The organism is Paenibacillus sp. HJGM_3, from assembly GCF_045062745.1.
Taxonomy (GTDB): Bacteria; Bacillota; Bacilli; order Paenibacillales; family NBRC-103111; genus Paenibacillus_AA.
Genome location: NZ_JBJGED010000021.1, coordinates 35638 through 56670 on the forward strand (window position 1 = coordinate 35638; position 21033 = coordinate 56670).

Annotated in this window: 15 protein-coding genes and 1 riboswitch; of the genes, 7 read left to right on the plus strand and 8 right to left on the minus strand. The window is 59.5% G+C overall.

Annotated elements, in window-relative coordinates:
* Positions 1 to 349 precede the first annotated feature (349 nt).
* Together ACI5FR_RS21720 and ACI5FR_RS21725 are read right to left on the minus strand one after the other, a co-directional pair.
* Positions 350 to 1993: a type 2 periplasmic-binding domain-containing protein gene (locus ACI5FR_RS21720; RefSeq protein WP_405458198.1), complete on the minus strand. Its 1644-nt coding sequence runs from the start codon at positions 1991 to 1993 to the stop codon at positions 350 to 352.
* Positions 1994 to 2227: 234 nt separating this feature from the next.
* Positions 2228 to 3340 (minus strand): GDSL-type esterase/lipase family protein, encoded by a 1113-nt coding sequence (locus ACI5FR_RS21725; RefSeq protein ID WP_405458200.1) that lies wholly within the window; start codon positions 3338 to 3340, stop codon positions 2228 to 2230.
* 183 nt (positions 3341 to 3523) lie between these two features.
* Between ACI5FR_RS21725 and ACI5FR_RS21730 the strand changes: the two genes are divergently transcribed.
* The 7 genes from ACI5FR_RS21730 to thiD all read left to right on the plus strand — a co-directional run bounded on the left by ACI5FR_RS21730 (position 3524) and on the right by thiD (position 8788).
* On the plus strand, positions 3524 to 3853 hold the full coding sequence (locus ACI5FR_RS21730; protein ID WP_405458202.1) for a hypothetical protein: 330 nt from the start codon (positions 3524 to 3526) through the stop codon (positions 3851 to 3853).
* Positions 3854 to 3869: 16 nt separating this feature from the next.
* A riboswitch (TPP riboswitch) is annotated at positions 3870 to 3981 on the plus strand.
* A gap of 142 nt (positions 3982 to 4123) precedes the next feature.
* The gene (locus ACI5FR_RS21735) at positions 4124 to 5149 is read left to right on the plus strand and encodes a ThiF family adenylyltransferase (RefSeq protein WP_405458204.1); all 1026 of its coding nucleotides are present in this window, start codon (positions 4124 to 4126) and stop codon (positions 5147 to 5149) included.
* Between the two features lie 11 nt (positions 5150 to 5160).
* A complete protein-coding gene (gene thiE, locus ACI5FR_RS21740) occupies positions 5161 to 5814 on the plus strand; it encodes a thiamine phosphate synthase (protein ID WP_405458207.1) in 654 nt (217 codons plus the stop codon).
* Positions 5798 to 5995 (plus strand): sulfur carrier protein ThiS, encoded by a 198-nt coding sequence (gene thiS / locus ACI5FR_RS21745; protein WP_405458210.1) that lies wholly within the window; start codon positions 5798 to 5800, stop codon positions 5993 to 5995. Before thiE ends, thiS begins: the two co-directional genes overlap by 17 nt.
* An 8-nt stretch (positions 5996 to 6003) precedes the next feature.
* Positions 6004 to 6783: a thiazole synthase gene (locus ACI5FR_RS21750; RefSeq protein ID WP_405458212.1), complete on the plus strand. Its 780-nt coding sequence runs from the start codon at positions 6004 to 6006 to the stop codon at positions 6781 to 6783.
* A complete protein-coding gene (gene thiO / locus ACI5FR_RS21755; RefSeq protein ID WP_405458215.1) occupies positions 6784 to 7929 on the plus strand; it encodes a glycine oxidase ThiO in 1146 nt (381 codons plus the stop codon).
* 25 nt (positions 7930 to 7954) lie between these two features.
* Positions 7955 to 8788, plus strand: a complete 834-nt coding sequence (thiD, locus tag ACI5FR_RS21760; RefSeq protein ID WP_405458218.1) for a bifunctional hydroxymethylpyrimidine kinase/phosphomethylpyrimidine kinase — start codon at positions 7955 to 7957, stop codon at positions 8786 to 8788.
* Positions 8789 to 9344: 556 nt separating this feature from the next.
* Here the strand turns inward: thiD and ACI5FR_RS21765 are convergent.
* The 6 genes from ACI5FR_RS21765 to ACI5FR_RS21790 all read right to left on the minus strand — a co-directional run bounded on the left by ACI5FR_RS21765 (position 9345) and on the right by ACI5FR_RS21790 (position 21027).
* Entirely contained in the window at positions 9345 to 10547 is a 1203-nt protein-coding gene (locus ACI5FR_RS21765; protein WP_405458219.1) for a hypothetical protein, read from the minus strand.
* Positions 10548 to 10568: 21 nt separating this feature from the next.
* Positions 10569 to 11855, minus strand: a complete 1287-nt coding sequence (locus ACI5FR_RS21770) for a hypothetical protein (RefSeq protein ID WP_405458221.1) — start codon at positions 11853 to 11855, stop codon at positions 10569 to 10571.
* Positions 11852 to 14389, minus strand: coding sequence for an FAD-binding oxidoreductase (locus ACI5FR_RS21775; protein ID WP_405458222.1), 2538 nt, complete (start codon positions 14387 to 14389; stop codon positions 11852 to 11854). The genes ACI5FR_RS21770 and ACI5FR_RS21775 overlap by 4 nt, the downstream gene beginning before the upstream one ends.
* A 3-nt stretch (positions 14390 to 14392) precedes the next feature.
* Positions 14393 to 18160, minus strand: coding sequence for a hypothetical protein (locus ACI5FR_RS21780; protein ID WP_405458223.1), 3768 nt, complete (start codon positions 18158 to 18160; stop codon positions 14393 to 14395).
* Positions 18161 to 18217: 57 nt separating this feature from the next.
* A complete protein-coding gene (locus ACI5FR_RS21785) occupies positions 18218 to 19219 on the minus strand; it encodes a hypothetical protein (RefSeq protein ID WP_405458224.1) in 1002 nt (333 codons plus the stop codon).
* 110 nt (positions 19220 to 19329) lie between these two features.
* Entirely contained in the window at positions 19330 to 21027 is a 1698-nt protein-coding gene (locus ACI5FR_RS21790) for a hypothetical protein (protein WP_405458225.1), read from the minus strand.
* Between the last annotated feature and the right edge of the window lie 6 nt (positions 21028 to 21033).

Here is a 21033-nt window from a genome sequence, read left to right on the forward strand (position 1 = left end):
TTTGTCTGTTCATACTGTGCACCTTTACTAGAAACCGCTTACAATCAATACCTATTATGTTGGAATATAAGCGACACCTCCAGCCGTAATTTATGGAAATACCACTGTATAACAATTTAGCGGATCTGTATTTTACATGTATAGAATTTATAAAAGTATATCCTGTACCTATCCTGTATGTAACTATAATATAGCATAAAGGTTTGTCTAGGCAACTACCTTTTTTACTATCTAAATCCTCCCTTCTCCGATATTAAGAGCAAGGGAGAATCTATAGTTATGGATTGGGTGATTCTTGTAATTAAAAAGCCCCCGGGTGTTAAAACCCGGGAGCCGTATTCGTGGAATATCAATCTGTTTTGAACGTAACCTTTTTGCCAAGAGCTGTGGAGATTTGCTCCGCGTATGCGTCGAAGATCGCTTTCGCTTTATACGTATCGAGCAATTCTTGCAGATATTTCGGCCAGTTGCTGGAATCTTTCTCTTCGAACAGCACTTTGACTTGCTTAGCCCGCATCTGAGTCCGGTATGAGCCGATATCCAGGCCTACAGGAGGTACGACGTTCGTACCGAGCAAGTAGTATTTGTTTTTCTTCATGGAAGCAAGGATAGCGCGGTCATGGTCCGTTTCGCGAGGATCTACGATTTGCAATCCGATCGTGTTGGAAGGATCCTTGACATTATAGCTGAATACGCCGCCCCATATTTCGGTGAAGTTGCCGTTGTCGCTGATGTCCTTCTTAATCGCGTCCGGGATAAGCGTGATTTTATTGCCTTCCTTCTTGTAGTGCACGTTCTCCTTACCGAAGTTGGCGAGCAGATAGCCTTCCGGGCTAGCCAGCCAGTCTAGGATCTCGATCGTACGTTCCACTTTTTTCGGATCCGCTTTGGCGTTGAACAGGAACGGTACGCCTGGGAGCGGCTCATAGGTGACCGGAACGTCGCCCGCAATATGGAAAGCGGCGAACTCGGCTTTTTGGTTACCCGTAGTTTCGCGAGTCTTTTTCTGGACGCTGTTGCTCGTGTTGTCGAAGGCTATGTCACGGACGGTGGAATAGAATATCCCCGCTTTTCCTTGCTGAATCTTCGTGAATTGATCACCTGATTTGTTCAGGAACCAATCGGGATCGACGACTTTCAAATCCAGCGTTTTGCGGATATCCTCCAGAACCTTGGCGGTTCGGAGGTTCGTGCCGCTGTCGATGAAGTTGTTGTCCTTGTCGACATAAAAGCCCGCCGGCACCATGCCGTTCTTCACCCACTCAGGAAAGTCGCCCGGGATGGACGTCCCTGCCCCGGCGGTCGTGAACCCGTACGTATCGTTTTTGCCGTTACCGTCCGGATCGTTGAAAGTGAAAGCCTTCATGACCGCGAGCATTTCGTCATAGTTCGTCGGCACCTTCAGCTTGAGGTTCGGATCCTTCGCGTTCAACGCATCGATCCAGTCTTTCCTTACATAATAAGAGATGTACCAGTTCTTTTCAAAAGGCACCGGAGCGCGCATGAACTTGCCGCCGACCTGATACCGCTTCATCTCCGTATCGGTAACCCATTTAAAATAGTTGGGCATTTTGGCCGGCGTTACGTAATTGGTCAGATCCAGGACTGCGCCATCATTTACGTATTTAGACGTTGCGGTGCCTTCCGCATGGAACATATCAGGCGCAGTGCCCGACGCGAGAAGCGTATTCAGCTTCGTGGTGAATTCCGGACCCATGGCCATGTAATCCAACTTGATCTCGACGTTGAATTTTTCTTCGATGGCTTTCTTAACGAAGTCCTTGTCCCCGGAAGGGAGGCTGGAGTTGTTCGTAGGCGTACCGACCATCCAGTTCAATGTGAGCTTTTCTTTGGTAGGGGCCGCAGATTTGGCCGGACTGGATGAATTGCCTGGAGTAGGCGTCGCGGAGCCCGTATCCGATTTGCCGCAGGCGCTAAGAATGAGTGCCGATGCCATCGTCAATACGACGACTTGATTGAACCGCTTTTTCAACAAGATGACCTCCCTGAGATTCAAAATGTTTGATAGTGTCTGTCTGTTCATGCTGTGCACATTCATTAGAAATCGCTTACAATCATTACGTGTTATGTTGGAATATAAGCGACACCTCCAGCCGTAGTGTATGGAAATAACGATATACGAATAATTCTATTGTTACATGTATAAATCCTGTATGTAACTAATATAGCATAAGTATTTGTCTACGCAACCACCTTTTTTCTGCCTCTATGGCCTCCAATCTCCGAGCACTGCTCTCGCCTTGGAAAACCCGGTAAAATCCGCGTTTCTATCATGCGTGCGGAGCACTTGCAATTCTAGCAAATTACCGGTTCCGTCCGAGAGGAGCGGCACATATTGAATGGCCGAATCGGCGGAAGCGATCTCGCCTGTATGGCCGTCGCTCTGCTCTGCCGGGTCCGCGTAATCGCACCGGATGGCATACCGCACTTCTTGCGGCCGGCTGTATCCCGGCATCGGGTCGATTCCATCTACGACCGACTCCAGCTGGATCCCTTGCAGGTAGATCGGCAATCCGTGCCATTGAGCCGCATAGTGGTGCGCCAGCGACTGGAAGCCGCTTCTGGACGGATGTACGTCGTCTACGAATAAGCCCGGATGGACCCCGATCCCCCGTTCGCGATCGAGCGACCACTCGTAGAAATCGACGACCGTCGCTCCATAAGCGGGCAACTGCTCGCTCATCCAGGCGTTCAGACGGCGAATCTGGTCGCGCCAGGCCGGCGTAGCCGCATTATGGTCGCCCATATTGGAGAAGATGCAGAGGATGCCGTGCTCCTTGGCGCTCTGAGCCATCTGGATCCAGTAACGCTGGATGAAGCCATCGTCCCGATTCTGGAATACGTCGTTGATGCCCGCCACGATGAATACCGCATAAGGCTTGCGAGACAGCGTCCGTACGCCTCTTCCGTCTCCCAGCTCAATCGTGTCCGCCAGCACGTCCCGGCGCCACCTGGCCCAGATCTCGTCGGTCCGCTGGCCGCCGATGCCGTGATTGTACCAATGCAGGCCGGTAATGGCGCCCAGCTCGTACGACAGCTGACCCGGGACGTTCCGGTGGTGCGGGCTGAAGCCAGGCGCCCCGTCCACTTGCATCCGGCTGCGCGTCTGCGGCGAGCCCGCGCTTATGCTGTCCCCGATTACGACGCCGAACGGCAGGTGAAACCGGAATGTGGCCGACTCGGCTGAGCTTGTCCGCAAGGGCTCTACCCAGCAGGCGGATCGCTCGGCGACCGCGCTGATCAAGCCGTTCGGCTGGTTGATCGTGCCGTGCGTCGGAGGGTTCTGTTGCTCTCCTTGCATAGTGACGAGCTTGCGCATGGAATCGACTCCCCTTCTACTGAACAATGATTTCGTAGATTGTACTATATTATCTTTCGTCTTGTGTGCCGGATTTGTGAAGGGACAAGTCAATTTTTGACTGCCCTTGATAAGAAAGTTATGGTAATCCGACTATTTTTTTGATACGGTAAATGGGTTCTAGTTCTATTCGGGAGGTAGCACGTGGAAAAGAAATGGTTTACGTTCGGTCATATTCCGGCGATTCATCTCGTCACATTATTGTTTTATACCGGGCTCATTCCGATCGTTTACAAGGCAACCGCATTCGGAAAATCGACTTCCCTTCATCATACGATAATGAAGACGGTTCCGGATGGCCGCGGCATGTATACGGGCATAGAAGTGCCGAACGTATCGCTTGGGATCTTGTACGGCCTTCTCGCTTTCGCGATCGGCGTTGTAGTATGGAAAGTCGTATGCGAGATTTTGCTTATCGTCCTCCGGTATTTCGAAAGAGCCCGGAACGTTGACAAACACGGACCGGAGTTGTAAGGTGGAAGTAATAGAATCGGCCGACTGGGGGAGCCTGAAGAGCGCAGGCTGAGATGAAGACACGTATGCTTCGAACCCTTTGAACCTGTCTGGTTAGGACCAGCGTAGGGAAGTGGAGCAAGGCGACCGTTCGCCTGCATGAGCTAGTGACATGTATCCGTCCCTTGGGGGGCGGATTTTTTGTTAACCCCGGGATCCCCGCAAAGTAGCAGGAATAAGCTTCAAGGGCCTACATCACTTTGTGGGGTTTCTTACATTTGGAGGCGTGCTATGGATAAGAAGGAAACATTCGAGCGTTACTCGCGGCAGATGCTGTTCGCTCCGATCGGCGCCGACGGGCAGAGCAAGCTGTCGGCCGCTTCCGTCCTCATCGTCGGCATGGGCGCGCTCGGTACCGTGTTGGCCAACCATATGGTGCGCGCCGGCGTCGGCCATGTCCGGTTCGTGGACCGGGACTATGTCGAGGCGAGCAATCTGCAGCGGCAAATGCTGTACGACGAAGACGACGTTCGCGGCTCGCTGCCGAAGGCGATCGCCGCCGAGCGGAAGCTGGCCCGCATCAACTCGCTCGTCAAGCTGGAGCCCGTCGTAGCTGACGTCACGACAGCTAACATCATGACGCTCATGGACGGCGTCGACCTCGTCCTGGACGGAACCGACAATTTCCATACCCGCTTCCTGCTGAATGACGCCTGCTTCAAGCTGGGCATTCCGTTCGTCTATGGCGGCGCCGTCGGTTCGCGGGGCATGAGCGCCAGCTTCGTGCCCGGCGTCACGCCGTGCCTGCGCTGCCTCATTCAGCCGGGCGACGGAACGGCCGAGACTTGCGACCGCGTCGGCGTGCTCTCCCCGGTCGTCGATATCTCCGCGTCCTTTCAGGCCGTCGAAGCGCTGAAGCTGCTAGTCGGAGCCGGTTCGGCAAGGCGGACCAGTCTCGTGACGTTCGACGTGTGGCACAACTATCACTACGAAATGAAGATTGGCACGCCGAATCCCGAGTGCCCCACATGCGGCACGCACGAGTACCCTTCCCTTCATGCGAACGAAGCGGAGGAAGTCGGTTCGTTGTGCGGGCGGGAGACGGTGCAATTCCGCCTGGCGGCCCGATTCGATCTGGCCGAGTGGGAGGATCGTCTGTCCGGGGCGGTTACCGTGGAACGGAATCCGTTTCTATTGAAGGCTCATCTCCCCGAAGGCGAACGGATCGTGCTGTTCCCCGACGGCCGCGCGCTCGTCCAAGGAACGGAAGACCCGGTTCGGGCGAAGACGCTGTACGCGCGCTATATTGGAATGTAGGAGGAATTCTTATGAAGGATTTCAAGCTCTATGCGATCACCGGCGAGATGTTCCATCCCGGACGGCCGATGCTGGAGGTTATGGAAGAAGCGATTCTAGGCGGGGTCGATATCATTCAATTGCGGGACAAATCCAGCTCCAAGCGGGACGTGCTGGACAAAGCGCACGCCCTTCGCGAGCTTACCCGGCGGTATGGTGTGACGTTCATCGTCAACGATCACATAGACGTGGCGCTCGCCTGTGATGCGGACGGCATTCATCTCGGCCAGGACGACCTGCCGATCGAGGAGGCGCGGCGTATCGTCGGCCCGGACAAGGTGATCGGCATCTCCACGCATGCGATCGAGGAAGCCCGGGCCGCCGAACGCGACGGCGCGGACTATATCGGCGTCGGCCCGGTGTTCGAGACGAAGAGCAAAGTCGACGTCGTAGCTCCGGTCTCGACCCGTTACGTAGAGCAGGTGGCCGCGGAGATCCGGATCCCGTTCGTCGCCATCGGCGGCATCAAGCTGCACAACGTGGATCAAGTGCTCGCGGCCGGGGCGACCCGAATCTGCGCGATCAGTGAGATTGTAGGCAGCGCCGACGTACAAGGGACGTGCAGAGCGTTCCTGGATCGGATCGAGACCGCCGGCAGGAGGAATTCGCATGGAATTGTGGGTTAACGGCAGCCGGAAGACGAGCTCGGCATATACGGTCGAAGGTTTGCTGCAGGAATATGGCATGGAGCGCAAGCTGGTCGTGGTCGAGATCGACGGCGCGATTATTCAGCGCGACCAATGGGCCGAGACGGAATTGACGGCGGGCATGCGGATCGAGCTCGTTCACTTTGTCGGAGGGGGATGACACATAGAATGGACACATCAAGCTTAGTTATTGGCGGGAAGACACTGCGCTCCCGCTTTTTCCTCGGTACGGGCCGCTACCCGAACCCCTATGTACAGCGCCAGGCGATCGCCGCATCAGGCGCAGAAGTGCTGACATTCGCCATCAGACGAGTCAATCTGGATTCGCCGGAAGACGACTCGATTCTGCAGCATCTGGAGGAACGGCCCTATACGTTCCTGCCCAACACATCAGGGGCGCGAACGGCGGAGGAAGCGGTCCGTCTGGCCCGGCTCGCGCGCGCCTCGGGGCTTAGCGACTGGATCAAGGTCGAGATCAGCGCTTCCGAGAAGACCCTGCTCCCGGATCCGATCGAGACCTTGAAAGCGACCGAGACGCTCGCGCGCGAAGGGTTCGTCGTGCTGCCCTATACGTCCGACGATCCGGTGCTGTGCAAACGGCTCGAGGAGGCCGGGGCGGCCGCGGTTATGCCCGGCGGCTCGCCGATCGGCACCGGTCTCGGCATCCTCAATCCGTACAACCTCGGGTTGATCGTGGAGGATGCCGGGGTGCCGATCATCGTCGACGCCGGCCTCGGGTCGGCGATGGACGTCGCCCAGGCGATGGAGCTCGGCGCGGGGGGCGTGCTGATGAATACGCCGGTCGCCAAGGCGAAGGATCCGGTCCGGATGGCCGAAGCGATGAAGCTCGCGATCGAGGCGGGCCGGCTGTCCTACCTGGCCGGGCGCATCCCGAAGAAGCGCTACGCATCGGCCAGCAGCGGCAGCGAAGAATGGGTGTTGAACTAGATGGCCGAACATCTGGTTGTGATTGGCGGCGGGGTCATCGGATTAAGCTGCGCGTACGAGCTGCGTTCCCGCGGGCACGAGGTGACGGTGATCGAGCGGAACGGCTGCGGCGGACAAGCGTCCGGGGCGGCCGCCGGGATGCTCGCCCCGTACTCCGAGAACAGCGAGCAGCCGGACGCGTTTTTCGAGCTGTGTCTCGACAGTTTGCGATTATACGAGGATTGGCAGCAGGACATCCGAGAAGTGTCGGGAATTCCGTTCGAGTATTCCCGGACCGGCAGCTTGTACGCCTACTTCCATGAAGCCGACCGGCTGGCTATGGAGTCGCGCCGCTTGTGGCAGCAGCCCTTCGGGGCGGAAGCCGAGATCGTAACCGGCGAGGCGCTGTTCGAGCTCGAGCCCGGTCTGTCGCGAGGCGTGCGGGGGGCGCTGTACTATCCGCATGAAACCCATGTGTATGCGCCGCATTATGTGCAGGCGCTCGAGCTAGCGTGCCGGCTTCGCGGCGTAGCGATCCGCGACCATGCCGGCGACCTGGAGCTGGAGCAAAGCAGCATTGCCTCGGGTGACGGTGTACTCGTGAAGCTCGCATCCGGAGAGACCGTGTCAGGCGACCGGCTCGTGCTCTGTACGGGCGCCTGGTCGAACATGTGGGAAGCCTACTGGGGGATTGAGGTGCCGGTGTACCCGATCCGCGGTCAAATATGCGCTTACTCCTCTTCGCAAGTGGGCGTTGCGCGGCACATGGTATTTTGCAGCCAAGGCTACGTCGTGAGCAAGGCGAACGGCTCCCTCGTCTGTGGAGCCTCGGAGGACGTCGCCGGTTTCGATACGTCCGTGACGGCCAAAGGACTTGCTCGGCTCGAAAGCTGGAACGGCAAGCTCGTCCCTGCCCTGAAGGAGCACGCGCCGTTCCATCAATGGGCCGGTCTGCGGCCGGCAACTCAGGACGGGTGGCCGCTTATCGGCGGCGTTCCAACATCCAAGGCGGTGCTGTTCGCCGTCGGCCATTACCGTAACGGGATCCTGCTCAGCCCTGCTACAGCGAAGCTCGTCGCAGACTTGGCAGATGGGCGGGCCGGTTACTATGGGGATGGTCGCCTGAATCGGTACGCGGCTGCTTTTGCCCCGGATCGATTTAGTTGAATGGAAAAATGCCGAGAGGAGCTGCATGAACGTGGAACGTAACGCAACGATTCCTAGAGCGCTCACGATCGCCGGCTCGGATTCCGGCGGCGGAGCCGGCATCCAGGCCGACCTGAAGACGTTCCAGGAGCTCGGCGTCTTCGGGATGAGCGCCATCACGGCGATCACCGCCCAGAATACGCTTGGCGTCCAGCACGTGTTCCCGCTGCCGGTCGAGACGGTCGAGCAGCAGCTCGACTCCGTCCTCTCCGACATCGGGACGGACGCGGTCAAGACCGGGATGCTGTTCTCCGCCGAGATCATCCGCCTCGTCGCGCGGAAGATCCGGCAGTACGGGATCGAGCGTTCGCTCGTCGTCGACCCCGTCATGATCGCGAAAGGCGGCGCCTCGCTGCTGCAGCGCGAAGCGGTCGAAGCGCTGCGCGAGGAGCTGCTGCCGCTCGCGGCCGTCATTACGCCGAACGTGCCGGAGGCGTGCGCTCTGCTCGGCCTGGACGCCATCGCCGATCTCGATGGCATGGTCGACGCCGCCCGGCGGCTGCACGCGCTAGGTCCGCGCTACGTGCTGCTGAAGGGCGGGCACATGGTCGGCGGCGAAGCCGTTGACGTGCTGTTCGACGGGTCCGAGGCGGCGCTCTATCGCGCGCCCCGCATCGCGACCCGCCACACGCACGGCACCGGCTGCACGACCGCCTCGGCCCTCGCGGCCGGGCTCGCGCGCGGCCTGCCGATGGCGGACGCCGTGGACGAAGCGAAGCGCTTCGTCACGGCCGCCATCGGTGCGGCGCTGCCGCTCGGGCGCGGCATCGGGCCGACGAACCATGCGGCGTACCGCCACAGCCTGCAGAAGGGCGGCTAGTCCGCCCTCTCGTACAAGCGGGACGGCAAAGAGGCTTCTCCCCTCCATTGGGGTGAAGCCTCTTGTCGTCATGAGAAATTTTGGAGACTGTCGATTAATTGGGGACATGGGGAGTGTCCATCCAGCTAGGACGTTTCTACCTGAAAACCTCAGATTGTTGAGAACGCATGATGGGTGATCTTCGTGTAATACGATTTTGCCGAATTGGGAGACGCAACCGAAACGTTCATGGCGATGCAATTCGATTTTGCCTATTTAGAACGCATTCTGACGGGGCTAGGGCTCCAATAAGGAGCTCCAATTCGACAAAATCGAATTAGAACACGATCAGAGTCGCGCTGCCCTTGTGCAATTAGGCGAAATGGAACTACAGCTTGCCATAAGCCCATTACTTCTGCCAGAAACCGCTACAATGGCACGTTATTAGTAAAGTTCCCCTGCTAATTTGTAAACTTAGATTGACAACGAGCGTAGTACGTTTCTATACAACCCCTTCGACTACTCAGCATGCCCCTTCAGCCCAGCGAGGTCGTCCTTCCAACCATTAATCGACAGTTTAAGAAGGGATCCTTGCTTGCGAGAACGCTTTGCTCGTCAAATACCCGGCATGACTGATGCCGAGAATCGCGACCAGCCCGTCGCTCACGACGGGAAACGCATCCAGCTCGACGGCGGGGCTCGCGACGAACATTTGGAACAGGGCGACCGCGTAGGCGAACGACGATACGACCGTAAAGAAGAACATCTGGACCTTCGCCAGATCCAAGTACTGGCAGTTCGACGCGTCCTCCCCCCGGAACAGGTCCATGAACGAAGCCAGGCTGCTGTGCTCCTTCACGGCGAGCAAGCCTTTGCTAGTAATTTCTTTTCTCACCACGTCGGCGGATTGCTGCAGATCAACGGGGCTCACGGAGCTGACCGGATTGTCCGCTGCTCCCGGGCTACCACTGTCAGGTGCGTTTGCGTCCGGGCCCATTTCCGCTTTTAGCGCGGCGACATGCGTGTCCACGATCGCCTTCGCGGAGTCCGGGCTCAGCTTCCCCGCCGCCTTCGTCGAATTGATGAGCGGGGACCCGACGAGGGAAGTGACGCTGATGCCCAAGAGCGCCCAGATGTGCCAATCCATCTCGATGTCCATCGCGTCGGGTATGCCGGAGATCGCGCGGACAATCGTCGCCGTCCCGTACGCCGACAAGATCAGGAGCGTCCAGAGCACCGTCTGGAAGCGGGCCAGGCTCATGAAGTTTTGTTCATTGATCAGAACGCCGAGCGCCCGGCCCTGGATGAAGTAGCTCATCAGGAACAGCGCGACCGCCATAATGACGAGATTCGCCAGCCAGATGAAGCCTTTGCCGTGTGTGACCCGTTCCCGCTCCGACTCGATGTAGCTCTTCAGCACGGGCTGGCGCAGCGATTGCCCGAGCTCCGCCGCCGTTGTGGCGCTCGTGACCTGAATGCCCTTCAACTCGGCGGCGATCGCCTGCTTCGTGGCCGGGGCCGCGTCCGACGCTTGCAGGCGGTCCTGGAACGCGTCCATCGCTTGCTGGACCTTCCCGGCGTCCGGGGGCTGTTCCTGCATCGCGCTCGCCATCGCGCTGTAGCTCTCCAGCATTTGCTGCTGAGGCTTGGCGGCGGTCATCCAGGGCAGGAGCAGCACCAGGATGAGCATGGCGAGCAGCATGAACCCATGATGCCACCGGAACCTTCTTCCCTCCACTCTTTTCATTTTACTGAACAGACCGATAACTTGAGGCTCCATTACGCCTCCTCCCCTCGAACCTTACGAGCTTCTTACGATCATTTTATGTCTCAGCCGGTGAAGCGCCCATTCGCGGTTGCCGTCGTTTTGCTCCAACAACGATTGATAATAGTCGAACTGCGGCTTGGCGACCACGATCAAATAGTTGCTTCCGTAGCGCGCGATTTGCGCTTTGGCCCACTCCGCGTTGCCGTCCTTCTGAGCCATGAGGCTAGTGTAATAGTACCACTGCTCCTCCTCGATCCCGACGACGCTGCGGTCGAGCTGCGCTTGCGCCCACACCTGGTTTCCGTCGTTCTGGGCGAGCAGACCGGTATAGTAATTGTACTGGTCTTCCGTGATCAGAATAACCGACTCTGCCGCTTGACCTTCGGGCAATGCCTGCGCCTCTTCATGGGGAACGACGAGCCGGCTTCGGTTGAGTTGTGCCTGTGCCCAGGCGCTATTGCCGTCGCCGGCCGGAAGCAGGCTCTGGTAATACGCGTATACGCCTGGGTCGATGAGGACCGCATAAGAGTGCGAATGGGACCCTTCGAATACGATCGGTCCGTCTGATAAGCCTATACGCCCATCGAAATCGAAATAGGTGCCGTGAACGATTCCGGAGCCATGGACGATGGCCATTTTGCGGGCCAGTACGTCATTGCGATAAGGGGGCGACGAAGCTTGCGCGACGGCTTGCGCGATCAAAGCGAGCTTCTCCTTCTCCGCGATGGCGTCCGACCAGCCCTGCTTCTCCATCCAGGAGCGGGCCGACCCTGAGACGGTCCCGTTCTGCACCGCTATGTCAAACAAAAGCGCATAGCCGCGCTCAGTGGTGAGCCCGAATTCGTCGCACAACGACTGCGCCCGCTGCAAATACGGATCAGCCGCCTCGAGCTGCGCGGACTGGCAGGAGGCGGCTTGGCCGAGCTGCTTGAATGCCTGACACCAGTCGCTCTGAAGCGTGCCCCCGCCGTTCAGGCTGATGCTGCCGCCCCAGGCGATCTGTTCGGAGCGGGACTGTCCCAATACATTCTGCAGCGTCTGCACTTTATCGCCGCCGAAGATTCCGCCGATCGTATCCGGATCACGGCTAAGCAGACCCGACAAGATCGGCTGAAGCGTGCCTTGACCCAGGTTCCACTGCAGTGCTCCGAAGGAGAGCCCTTGTCCGTCGAAATTGCCGGTCACGTTGGAATACCCGTCGGGGCCTTCGTACCCGGAGGTGATGAGCAGCGCCTTTTGCTTCGAAGACGGTCCGCCCGTTGCCCCCTCCGGCGCCGGAAGGCGATAAAGCGCCAAAAACGGGATCGTATACTCGCTCATAAGTCCAATTCCCCTTCCCTAACCGAAAATATAGGAATGCCTTTGCGGCACTGCTCCAGCTCGTGAGCGATGTGCGGCCAATCCTGCAAGGCAGCGGATTCCGAGGCCGCCTGCAGCTTTTGCCCGATACGGATGAGCAGCCGATACATACACTCGGAATTTCCGATCACGACATTCAGCCGCTCAAGCAGCACAGCATCGCATGCGCCGGTCGCCTTGAAGCTCGCGTGGCAGGCGTCCCAGCAGCGGCGGCCTTCCCCGTCCAGTTCTAGCCAGACTGAGGTGCGCTCGCCCTTGCACACGTCGTCGTACAGATCCCGGATATCGTCCAGCAGCCGCCACGCGATCCCGAATTCCTCGAGAATGCCGATCAGCGCTTCCGCGCCGGCCTGACCGCCTGCCGCATAGCCGATCAGCCGGGGAACGAGCGTCCATGTGCTCATTTGCCGGCGGAATCGTTGCTCGTACGCTTCCAGATCGGCAGCATCTTCGGTTCGCTCAACCGAGGCGAGATAGAGGCCGGCCAGCTCATCGAAAATCCCCGCATCCCCTCTAACCTGCTCCGTCAAGATCAGACTCGACGAGCGGAACCGCTGCCAGGCCTCCGTCCGGAGCTGCAGCAGGGTCATTGTCGCAGGCAGTTGGCCGTCGCACAGATGATCGTCGAGCAGGTGCAGGAGCAGCGCCATTCCGTGGGCCTCCTGCGCATAGGACTGCAACTCGGAAGCCGACTGAAGACCGGCGTCTGGCCCCAGATGGTGCAAAAACGACCACATCGGGACGTAATACAGACGCATGATGTCGCCATCCGTCGGCCCGAGCCCAAGGAGCAGCTCCACAGCTTGCCCGTCCAGCGGCTCCGGGAGCGACGCGGCAGTATGCAACAACGAAGCGTTCATCTCCTGTCGCAGCCGGCCTATCCCGGTACCTTCGCTAACGACACCGAAATCCAATCCGGCATACAAGGACGGTTCGGGGTGATCATCCGGCATGGGATCGGATGTCGATAATATCCCATGGGGATCCGCGAACCGCTGGCAAGCATCGTGCAAAGCAGCCGTACCTTCATTGGAGCCGGGAATCGACGGCCCGTCAAGCAAACCGAGCCGATACGGGTAATAACCGTTCCGATCCAGCAGCTCACGGACGGCCGCGTGGCAGGAGGCGGCGCGTTCGTCCGTCTCCGGCTCATCACGGTCGTAGAAAAGGCCGATGATCGCATGAATCGAACGGCCCCCGAGCATCCGAAGCGAAACGGAAGGCTCGAAGCCCCGATCGAGCATGAGCCGCTCCACGCGTTCCATCACGGCGGCCGTCTCTCGGCCGAGCATGGGGAGCACCGGCGCGAGCCAGATGACGCCGCACCGGTCGCGATCCGGATCGGGATCGTCGGGCACCGCTCCCGGCTTACGCCAGTACACGCTGCGCATGCTTTCCTGGAAGGGGGGCGCCTCGATGCCTCGACCCGGAGCTTCCTCCAAGGCCGTCACGCCGATCGGTCCTAACGCACCTTCCAGCCGACTCCGGCAGCAAGCCAGCTCCTCTTCGCTGTCGGCCCACAACGTCGCACAGCCGAACCATCGCCCTCCGCCCAGGGCGGCGATCGCATCGGTCAAGTCGCTGCGGGACAAACTGTGTCTCGGATCCGACGTCTCGAACGGGAACGATCCGCTCATCATGAGCAGCCGGTAATCGTTGATCACTTCGGCTTGCATGCCCTTGCCGCTGCGCAGCAGCAATCCGCGCAGCGCTTCGATCGCGCCTTCGAGATCGGTGTCGCCGTGGAGCGGGAACATCAGCCGCTGCCGCCATTCCGGGGCCGGCTCCAGCCGGATCGTCATGCGGGTGACGATCCCGAGCCGGCTTTGCTGGAACAGTCCCTGCAGCGACGGCCCGGCAGGCTCCGCCTGGAGCGCAGCCGCAGCAGCGTCCGGATCCCCGGCTATGCCGGTATAGACGACTTCCCCCGAGGCCAGCACGATCTCATAGCCGCAGCTGTGGGCAGCCATATCCTCATAAGGACCTTTTCCGATCCCCCGCTGGAGCACGTTGCCTACGATGGAGGCCTCCCCGTCCGTGCCGGTCATAGGCGGCAGGAGTGACGATCCTCGCTCCCGCATATAAGCGGCCAGCTGGCGGAACGTCACGCCCGGCTCGATCGTGGCGTACGCGAGTTCCTCGCTGAAGGCCAAGATCCGCTTCATTCGCGCGAGCGACAGCAGGACGGCCCCGTCGCGAGGCGGCAGCCGGGAGCCGTAACCCCAATTGCGTCCGCCGCTGATCGGGTGGACCGGGATACGATAGCGGCCCGCGATTCGCAGGCAGGCCGCCACCTCGTCCCGGTTCTCCGGCTCGAGCAGTAACACGGAGCGGGAACCGAACGCAAACGTCGCCCGCTGCGCCTGCTCGAGCCGCTCCCCAGCGACATGGACGCGCTCCGGATCGAGCGCATCCTTCCATGCCGCGACAGCCGACCGCAGGCGCGTATCCCCTCCGATTTCCCGGATGTCCGTCTCCACGCCCTTCATCTCCATCCCTTACATCTTGATCGCGGCTCTGGTCATCGAGCAGGCGCGCTGCGCGAGCTTCACCGCTTCGTCTATGATTTGCTTCGCTTCCTCGACCGTCTTGTGGAACTGCTCTACGAGTACGCGCGTGACGTCCTCGACGCCCTGAATCAATTTCTCGTACACGTGCTTCGCCCATTCGACCGCATCCTGGAAAAACTCAAGCAGCTTCTTTTTCACATACTCGTAGGCGATTTTGGCGATGTCGAGCAGCGAATCGGCGTCCACCTTCAGCTCGATCGGCAGATCGAACGATTTCCCGGCGAACTTGAAGCTCCCGTCCACCTTCGCGTAAATCGTCGAGCCGCTGACCCCAATGTCGATCTTGCCTGTAACTCCGGTATTGATGTCGATGCGGCCCAGCGGGCCTAGATCGATCGTGTCCAGCCCGATCTTGATTTCCCCGCCGATGTTCATATCCGAGATGCCCTTGATATGGCCGTGTATGTTGAGATACAAGTATGGCGTCATTTGTCCGCTCAATTCGAGCTCGAAGCCGCCGGTCGTCAGCGTGACGAACGCTTCCCGGGTAAGCCCCAGGAGCTTCACCATGCCGTTGACATAGAAGTGCGGCGTCCGGAACCGCTCTACCGGATGATCGGGCTGCCAGAACGTCGCGGCCGAGATGACCGGCCCGCCGTCCCCTTCCATGGCCGACAAGCTGAACAGCTTCTCGTGGCCGATCACGATCCGGTTCATCTCCGCGTCTACCGCGATACCCCGGTTCGGGTCGATATCGATCGTAGCGGAGGCGCGGAAGCCGAGCAGCTTGATCGCGCCGTTAATATAAAAATCCGGATCGAACGGCGGCAGCGCACCGATTTGCGTCCGCTGGGGCACCACATAGAGCTGCGCTTCCAGGGACACCTCTATGCCGTCGTCGCCCCGCTGCAGCTGGTAATGGCGCATTTTGTTCGTTTGATCGGTCAGGAACCAACGCTGCCCGGGCCGGGACACGACAAAGTAAAGCTGCTGCAGGGTAGCCGGAATAAAGACGCCGTTCGCGGCAAACGCGCTTGCGACCCGGTCGAAGCGGAGATGGTCCAGATCGTCGGCCAAGTCGGCCGAAATCGTAAAGTTCCGGGTGCCGTGAATGCCGACCGAATCGAGCACCTGATCGATCTCCGACGGGAGAACGCTGCCCGCCAGCGTGTCGAGCACGTCCTTCAGCGACAAGTTGCTGAGCGAGCCGGCCACCATGCTCTTCTGCGGCTCCACGGAGTCGAAGAACACGGCGATCGACGATTCGAAGCCGGCGGCCTCGATCGAACCCGCCACTCCGAGACTCGGGATGCCTTCCCAGTCACAGCCGACGACTAACGCGAGATTGCCGATCTGGAACACCTCGAAGTCGATCGGCGTATTATCCTTCATCGTACCGGAGATAAAGGCGCCGTTCTCGACGAAGTCAAGCTTAACGTCAAACGTATGCGGCTGGTTCTGGATCTCGACCTGGACCGCGCCTTCCAGGAACACGCCGACACTCCCGCTGCTCATCCGCCCGCCGAACTTCGCCAGGAGCGGCAGCCCTTCGATCTTCGTCTCATAGCTGACGAACAGCGTGGCGTCCTTCGTCGGGTCGACGCCGACCTGCAGCGTAATCCCGAGACGCGGATTCAGCCCCAGCAGCTGCTTCAGGAACTTCTGCTTCGCATCCTCCGTATCGATGACCCACTCGGCGAAGAAATTCAGTCCGGCGATGACGCCGCCCTTGCCCGGCAACTGAAGACGTCCGCCGGCGATAACCGGATTGTTGAACTGCGCCATATCCGGGAAGGCGAACCCTACATCGTCGAACGACGATACGACGAACAGAAGCTTCTCCATCCGGAACAGATCCTCGAACGCCTGCAGAGCGCCGAGTCCGGGCAATTGCGAAGCGAGACCGGCAGAGAGATCGATGCCTGCCGCGACTCCCCATTGGCTGCCCCCCGTCTTGCGCACCTCCAGGGCAAACAGGCCGAAATGCTCCAGCTCCGTCCCGACCCGGAACACGTAGTTCGCACCGGCCTTCTGAATCAGCACGGACGAGTTAATGAAGGTCAAATCGAACGCCGAAGGGAGCGGCACCGGTTGGTTGACGAGTTTGGCCAGCAGATGGGACAGCTGCACCTTAGGGAACAAGCCGCGGATGACGATGTCGCCGGGGATATCGTAGCGGATGCCCAGGGTCACCGCGTCTCCGAAGGAGATGCTTCCGCCGAAGGTGCCGGCGAGCGGCCCTCCACGCGGGTAGGAGAACGCCAGGATGACGTCTCGAACGGTCAGCTTCTCGAAGCCGACGTCGATGACCCACGGCTCGGGCTCTTCGGCCATTGCCAGCGCCATCCCGTACGAGCGGAAGGGCGCCACGGTGACGTTCAGCGCGTCGATCGTCAAATCGCTCGGTGCCGGCACGCCGGGTACATACGTCTCCATGAGGTGTTTCAGCGGAATCGTCTGCTTCTCGCCGAGTTCGGCGAAGACGGTGAATCCGTCCGTGTTCCCGGCATACACGTTGATCGGCACGCCCTCGATCTGCATGGAGCCGATCACCGTCACTTCCACTTTCCGCTTCAGCTTGTTGAACGGATACAAGACGGTGAACCGGGATTCGATCGAGTCGATCTCGAAATGACCGTCCCATACGTTCCACTTCAAGTCCGGCATGCCGATCGTAACCGAAACCATGCCCAGCTCGAAGCCGGTCGCCGTCGGCAGAGCCAAGTCAATCGCGGCATGCGTCAGCTGCAGCTGGCCGAGCGCGCTGCCGAGTTGTTTAATCTGATCCGGCATGTTGGCCAGGAAATCCCCGCTGCCGTCCATATCGGCGAGATGGGCCAGATTGGCGATCGAGAGCCCCTCGAAGCTGCCCAGCAGCAGCAGCTCTCGGCTGCCCGGTTCCGTAGGCGCGACTACATCGACTTCCAGATTGGCGCTCGGGATGCTGAGCTTCCCGCCATAAGCGAGAATCGGCTTATATGTAGCATTGCGCTCCGTCCAATCGGCCGTGATCGGCGAGTACAAACGGAACACCGTATCCCCTAACGTCATGCCGCCGATCGTTAAGCCCAAGCCGAGATCGCATTGCAGCGTGATGCCGGCGGGCGGCGCTTCGAGATCCCACGGGTACTGGAAAGGCTTGAGCGGAATAGCCGCCTCGGTCGGCGTAGGGATGCGCACGGTTCCGTACAGCGTTAGCGGATCTCCGCTGTGGTTGAACACGCTCTCGATGATGCCGACGATCCCGGTCGGATGCAGCCGGCCGACGAAGTTGATGCCGGGGACGAGCGGCACTTGGAAGCGGGAATCCTGTACGGGATGGGTGACGACGACGAAGGAGGAATCGGATAAGCGCAGCTGATCGAGCGGAATGGAATACGGGTCGTCGTACGTTTTGTTCCAGTCCATCACTTGGGGCAAGCTTGGGAAGCTGCGCGAGAACTTCCAGGCATTGATGTCGGGCGTCTCGCCAAGCACCGTGTACCGAAGCGATAGATGCACCTGCTCCTCCGGGTCGAGGCTCGCCCGAAGCTCTACCGGCAAATTCGGCATATTCAGGAAGCTGGCTTCCCCTCGAATGACGACCGTGTCGTTCTGCCCGTCGTCCGGTCCGGGCACAGCCGCAGTCAGGACGATCGGCTGTCCGTTGTAGTAGCGGACGAGGAAATCGTTAATGGAAGACGTCAGCGTACTCGACGAAACCGTGACTGTCCCATTGGAAATGTCCAGTCGCTGCCGAAGCTCTGCATAGTTCAAGTGCAAAACCCTCTCTGAATTGAAATGGGAAAACCGTTAACCTGTGCGGCGTCCGCCTTAAGTCGGGATTGGAAGAGCCGGGTAGAAGACGACCCTTTGCGTGATGGAGACGTAACCCGTCGGCACGGGCAGCTGAAGGGATGAATCTACATTCCACACATACTCGTTCGCCGTATCTACTAAAGTGGTTCCACTAGTGGGAACTTGCTTCAGTTCCGTATTAGGCCCCCATAGCACATGCCCATCGTTGCGCAGGATGTATCCGCCTTTCTTGGCCGCCACAGCATCCGTTTCCAGCGGCTTTCCGCCGGCCGACAGGAGATGCAGCTTGATCGATTTCGTCGCACCCTCGTTCGCTTGCCATTGTGCCAATGTCGTCTTCAGCACCTTGAGTCCATGATCCAGGCACACCTCAAGACCGAAGGAGATGCCCGCCAAGTCGAAGACGCGCAGGCGCTTCGCGCTCCACTCATCGAAAATCAGCTTCACTTTTGCATCGGCTCCAGGCGCAAAAAAGGTCGGAGGCACTCCATCGATCGAAGAATTTATCTTCTTCTCCACGAGGCGGATGGAGTTGGTTTTCCCCCCTTCCACTACGACCCCCGTATTAAAGTACAGCTTCGTTTTGGCGAACGTATCGTTGGCTGAATCCCAGATCACCGTTCCGCAGACGAACAACCAATCCTTGAAGTCGGCGTGCGAGAACATGCTGTTCAGCGTTTGGAAAATGCGGTTGGCGACGTTGTCCGGGTAGCTGTTGCTGGCGATCGCCGCTTTGTCCGGGCGGAAGTAAAATTCCGGCACGATGAAAATTTTGAGCGTACTCGGGTTGTCGCTTAAGAGCAAGCTGTGGCGCAGCCAAGCGGCATTCACCACGCTGGCCAGGCGCCTCAGCCGCTTGCGGGCGTCGTCCGGCAAATCGTCCGGCACCGGGATCCTGGCAACCTTGGGGGTTTCGGTCCCGGGGTCCCAGCCGGATAGTCGATCATTGTAATTGGTCGGTCTGAGGGTAACAGTCGGCACTTCATAGCCAATCATGCGAAAATGCGTGTACGGCATCGGAGCCCTCCAGGTAAAAGGCTGAACGCCTCTACCGACCCAACCGGTCGTCGCTAGTGCCAGGGTATCGGGTCGGAAGAACGTTCGCAAAATGCAGGATGAGTTGCAGGTTAGGCGTCGAGCTTCCCGGCGATGATTTTTTTGGCGCCGTCGGTCGCCGTCCGTCCGATCGCGCCGAGATTTTGGGCCGCCCGGGCGTTGATCCCTTCGAGCGCCCGGCGCTTAATATCGTCTTGATTGAACACCTCGTTGATGATGTCTCCGAATGCGGAATCGATCTGAAGCTCGATCCGGATATCGCCGGGTGCTGCGTCCAGCAGCAGCTTCGAGAACTGAATGTCGAGCTCGGCCAACTCGCCACCGGTTGCCATCATCGAGGCCGACACGGTGGAGCGGACGACGCGGATCACGAACGAACCACCCAACGGCTCGTCGTCGCCGTCCACCTGCAGCGAGAATTGTCCGGTGATGAGGAGCGGCGATGCCGGAACCTGGACGTTCACGGTTGAACCTCCTCGCACCACGGGTACCTGCGGAGGAGGATTAAGGGTGGACAGCAGCAGCGTGCCGTCCATGCTGTTCTCTTGCAGCGCGAGCCGATCAGCCGGTGCGGCGATATTGGACAATCCTTGGATGACCACTTGCTTCAGCTGCAAATTGCGGAAATCGAGGCCCTCGGCGCTCTGATCGCCGAGCGAGATGACATCGATCCGATACGGCTCCAGGTTCGGGTCCGTATTGCGGCTCACGACCTTGGGCAAGTAGTAATCGCTTGCGGCGGTGTTCAGAGAGGCGCGTACGCGATCGAACAAATATTGATCAGCCGGATTGGAGACGGCCGGGCCGCTGCTCGGCAGCGAATTCGGCGGAATCGGACCGAGGGTGTCGTCCAGCACTCCGCTGAAATGTTTGGACAGCGTCTGTTCCAGCACTTGCCGGTTCGACGGCTGGTTCAGCGCCGCCGAGATATTGAGCAGCAGCCCTTTGCGGCCGTCCTCGCTCGCCAGCGCGTCCTTGGCCTTGGGCAGCCAGATGTTGTCCGCGATCCAGGTCATCGACGTATCGAGCGTCAGCTCGTCGACGGTGAGATCCGGCAGCTTCCCCTCCGCTCCCCGCAGCGTCATCTCGCTGATCGTCAGCTGCAGCGTTCTGGCCGGGCCCGTACCGTTCACGGCGACGACGACCGTGGCGTCCACATACACGCCGGTCATGGTGATTTTGAAGGTGCCGGTGCCCCGGATATCGTTATCCGGGATCCAGTGGTCGCAGGCGGTCGGTGCCGCTTCTCCCGAGCCCGTCGCCGGAGCGCTGCAGACGCATTGGCTCATGGCGTATTGGCCTTCCAGATGAAGCTGGCTTAACGACGGCCCTCCATTCTGGCCGGAATAGTAGCCGAATTGAAGCGTCATCACGGTGCTGTAGCCGGATCCTGGCTGCGTAGTGAGCGGATTGTCAAGCAGACCGACGTTTTCCAGCCCGTATACGGTTACGGCCGGCATCTCCAGACGCGGCCAAGGCTCGTTCGGACAGGCGATCGGCTGGTGCTTCTTCAGCTCCGGATCGCCACGGCGATCCCTCCCGACCTTCAGCCACCATTGCCCCTTGATCGTATTCTGGAACAACGTGCCGGCCGTGCCGGTAATATTGCCCAGCTTCCAATCCGTGCCCTGCAGCGGAAGCAGCTTGCCCGATCCGTCCGGTTTATCCAGCTTCTGCAGCGCGGCGGGCAGCCAGAACGTGCGATTGTTCGGGTCATTCGCCCGTTTCTGGATCGTCTTGTATATAAAAGCGAACAGCCTTGCTCCCATAAATGT